Origin of the sequence: Bacillus sp. AFS053548, from assembly GCF_002575105.1 — a bacterium.
Classification (GTDB): domain Bacteria; phylum Bacillota; class Bacilli; order Bacillales; family Bacillaceae_G; genus Gottfriedia.
Window position 1 is genome coordinate 1 of sequence record NZ_NUHI01000018.1, and the last position, 4,628, is coordinate 4,628.

Genomic DNA, 4,628 nt, shown 5'->3' on the forward strand with positions numbered 1-4,628 from the left:
CTTTGAAAACTAAACAAAACATGAAGTAAACGTCAATTATTAGTTTTTTGAGCAATACAAGATTTAAACTTAACTTTTATGGAGAGTTTGATCCTGGCTCAGGACGAACGCTGGCGGCGTGCCTAATACATGCAAGTCGAGCGGATTAATGGGAGCTTGCTCCCGTTAGTTAGCGGCGGACGGGTGAGTAACACGTGGGCAACCTACCTGTAAGACTGGGATAACTTCGGGAAACCGGAGCTAATACCGGATGACATNNGATGGGCCCGCGGCGCATTAGCTAGTTGGTGAGGTAACGGCTCACCAAGGCGACGATGCGTAGCCGACCTGAGAGGGTGATCGGCCACACTGGGACTGAGACACGGCCCAGACTCCTACGGGAGGCAGCAGTAGGGAATCTTCCGCAATGGACGAAAGTCTGACGGAGCAACGCCGCGTGAGCGATGAAGGCCTTCGGGTCGTAAAGCTCTGTTGTTAGGGAAGAACAAGTGCTAGTTAAATAAGCTGGCACCTTGACGGTACCTAACCAGAAAGCCACGGCTAACTACGTGCCAGCAGCCGCGGTAATACGTAGGTGGCAAGCGTTGTCCGGAATTATTGGGCGTAAAGCGCGCGCAGGCGGTTTCTTAAGTCTGATGTGAAAGCCCCCGGCTCAACCGGGGAGGGTCATTGGAAACTGGGAAACTTGAGTGCAGAAGAGGAAAGTGGAATTCCAAGTGTAGCGGTGAAATGCGTAGAGATTTGGAGGAACACCAGTGGCGAAGGCGACTTTCTGGTCTGTAACTGACGCTGAGGCGCGAAAGCGTGGGGAGCAAACAGGATTAGATACCCTGGTAGTCCACGCTGTAAACGATGAGTGCTAAGTGTTAGAGGGTTTCCGCCCTTTAGTGCTGAAGTTAACGCATTAAGCACTCCGCCTGGGGAGTACGGTCGCAAGACTGAAACTCAAAGGAATTGACGGGGGCCCGCACAAGTGGTGGAGCATGTGGTTTAATTCGAAGCAACGCGAAGAACCTTACCAGGTCTTGACATCCTCTGACAACCCTAGAGATAGGGCTTTCCCTTCGGGGACAGAGTGACAGGTGGTGCATGGTTGTCGTCAGCTCGTGTCGTGAGATGTTGGGTTAAGTCCCGCAACGAGCGCAACCCTTGATCTTAGTTGCCAGCATTTAGTTGGGCACTCTAAGGTGACTGCCGGTGACAAACCGGAGGAAGGTGGGGATGACGTCAAATCATCATGCCCCTTATGACCTGGGCTACACACGTGCTACAATGGATAGTACAAAGGGTTGCAAGACCGCGAGGTGGAGCTAATCCCATAAAACTATTCTCAGTTCGGATTGTAGGCTGCAACTCGCCTACATGAAGCCGGAATCACTAGTAATCGCGGATCAGCATGCCGCGGTGAATACGTTCCCGGGCCTTGTACACACCGCCCGTCACACCACGAGAGTTTGTAACACCCGAAGTCGGTGGGGTAACCTTTTAGGGGCCAGCCGCCTAAGGTGGGACAGATGATTGGGGTGAAGTCGTAACAAGGTAGCCGTATCGGAAGGTGCGGCTGGATCACCTCCTTTCTATGGAGACATCATGAACCGATGGTTCATGNNTTTGTACCTTGAAAACTAGATAATGTCATTCATTAAACTGCGTAAGTTTAATTCAATTAGTTTTAAAATTAGTTAAGTTAGAAAGGGCGCACGGTGGATGCCTTGGCACTAGGAGTCGATGAAGGACGGGACTAACACCGATATGCTTCGGGGAGCTGTAAGTAAGCTTTGATCCGGAGATTTCCGAATGGGGAAACCCACTACTCGTAATGGAGTAGTATCTTTACCTGAATACATAGGGTACTGAGGACAGACCCAGGGAACTGAAACATCTAAGTACCTGGAGGAATAGAAAGCAATAGCGATTTCCTGAGTAGCGGCGAGCGAAACGGAAGATAGCCCAAACCAAGAGGCTTGCCTCTTGGGGTTGTAGGACACTCTATACGGAGTTACAAAGGAACGGGGTAAATGAAGCGACCTGGAAAGGTCCGTCAAAGAAGGTAAAAACCCTGTAGTTGAAACCTCGTTCCCTCTTGAGTGGATCCTGAGTACGGCGGAACACGTGAAATTCCGTCGGAATCTGGGAGGACCATCTCCCAAGGCTAAATACTACCTAGTGACCGATAGTGAACCAGTACCGTGAGGGAAAGGTGAAAAGCACCCCGGAAGGGGAGTGAAAGAGAACCTGAAACCGTGTGCTTACAAATAGTCAGAGCTCGTTAACGAGTGATGGCGTGCCTTTTGTAGAATGAACCGGCGAGTTACGATCCCGTGCAAGGTTAAGTTGAAGAGACGGAGCCGCAGCGAAAGCGAGTCTGAATAGGGCGATATAGTACGTGGTCGTAGACCCGAAACCGAGTGATCTACCCATGTCCAGGATGAAGTTCAGGTAACACTGAATGGAGGTCCGAACCCACGCACGTTGAAAAGTGCGGGGATGAGGTGTGGGTAGCGGAGAAATTCCAATCGAACTCGGAGATAGCTGGTTCTCCCCGAAATAGCTTTAGGGCTAGCCTTATGTGTTAGAGTCTTGGAGGTAGAGCACTGATTGGACTAGGGGCCCCCAACGGGTTACCGAATTCAGTCAAACTCCGAATGCCAATGACTTATCCATAGGAGTCAGACTACGAGTGATAAGATCCGTGGTCAAGAGGGAAACAGCCCAGACCGCCAGCTAAGGTCCCAAAGTATACGTTAAGTGGAAAAGGATGTGGAGTTGCTTAGACAACCAGGATGTTGGCTTAGAAGCAGCCACCATTTAAAGAGTGCGTAATAGCTCACTGGTCGAGTGACTCTGCGCCGAAAATGTAACGGGGCTAAACGTATCACCGAAGCTGCGGATTGATACCGTATGGTATCAGTGGTAGGGGAGCGTTCTAAGGGCGTTGAAGCTAGATCGTAAGGACTGGTGGAGCGCTTAGAAGTGAGAATGCCGGTATGAGTAGCGAAAGACGGGTGAGAATCCCGTCCACCGTATGCCTAAGGTTTCCTGGGGAAGGCTCGTCCTCCCAGGGTTAGTCAGGACCTAAGCCGAGGCCGACAGGCGTAGGCGATGGACAACAGGTTGATATTCCTGTACCACCTCATTTCCGTTTGAGCAATGGAGGGACGCAGAAAGATAGGGTAAGCGCGCTGCTGGATATGCGCGTCCAAGCAATTAGGCTGATGTGTAGGCAAATCCGCACATCATAAGGCTGAGTTGTGATGGCGAGGGAAATATAGTACCGAAGTTCCTGATTCTACGCTGCCAAGAAAAGCTTCTAGCGAGGAAATAGGTGCCTGTACCGCAAACCGACACAGGTAGGCGAGGAGAGAATCCTAAGGTGAGCGAGAGAACTATGGTTAAGGAACTCGGCAAAATGACCCCGTAACTTCGGGAGAAGGGGTGCTCTTTTGGGTGTATGCCCGGGAGAGCCGCAGTGAAAAGGCCCAAGCGACTGTTTAGCAAAAACACAGGTCTCTGCGAAGCCGCAAGGCGAAGTATAGGGGCTGACGCCTGCCCGGTGCTGGAAGGTTAAGAGGAGGGGTTATCCCTTACGGGAGAAGCTCTGAATTGAAGCCCCAGTAAACGGCGGCCGTAACTATAACGGTCCTAAGGTAGCGAAATTCCTTGTCGGGTAAGTTCCGACCCGCACGAAAGGCGTAACGATTTGGGCACTGTCTCAACCATAGACTCGGTGAAATTATAGTACCTGTGAAGATGCAGGTTACCCGCGACAGGACGGAAAGACCCCGTGGAGCTTTACTGCAGCTTGATATTGAATTTTGGTACAGCTTGTACAGGATAGGTAGGAGCCTGAGAAGCCGGAGCGCTAGCTTCGGTGGAGGCGTCGGTGGGATACTACCCTGGCTGTATTGAAATTCTAACCTAGAGCCGTGATCCGGCTCGGAGACAGTGTCAGGTGGGCAGTTTGACTGGGGCGGTCGCCTCCTAAAGAGTAACGGAGGCGCCCAAAGGTTCCCTCAGAATGGTTGGAAATCATTCGAAGAGTGTAAAGGCATAAGGGAGCTTGACTGCGAGACCTACAAGTCGAGCAGGGACGAAAGTCGGGCTTAGTGATCCGGTGGTTCCGCATGGAAGGGCCATCGCTCAACGGATAAAAGCTACCCCGGGGATAACAGGCTTATCTCCCCCAAGAGTCCACATCGACGGGGAGGTTTGGCACCTCGATGTCGGCTCATCGCATCCTGGGGCTGTAGTCGGTCCCAAGGGTTGGGCTGTTCGCCCATTAAAGCGGTACGCGAGCTGGGTTCAGAACGTCGTGAGACAGTTCGGTCCCTATCCGTCGTGGGCGCAGGAAATTTGAGAGGAGCTGTCCTTAGTACGAGAGGACCGGGATGGACACACCGCTGGTGTACCAGTTGTTCTGCCAAGAGCATGGCTGGGTAGCTATGTGTGGAAGGGATAAGTGCTGAAAGCATCTAAGCATGAAGCCCCCCTCAAGATGAGATTTCCCATAGCGTTAAGCTAGTAAGACCCCTGAGAGACGATCAGGTTGATAGGTCAGAGGTGGAAGCGTGGTGACACGTGGAGCTGACTGATACTAATCGGTCGAGGACTTAACTAACAAGTTTGAT

At 51.8% G+C, this 4,628-nt stretch carries 2 rRNA genes; both read left to right on the forward strand.

The features are described 5' to 3' along the window. The first annotated feature begins 75 nt into the window (after positions 1–75). Positions 76–1,577 (forward strand): 16S ribosomal RNA (locus CN946_RS10150). Between the two features lie 103 nt (positions 1,578–1,680). Further along, positions 1,681–4,618 (forward strand): 23S ribosomal RNA (locus CN946_RS10155). Together the 16S and 23S rRNA genes form the textbook arrangement of a ribosomal RNA operon. Positions 4,619–4,628 lie beyond the last annotated feature (10 nt).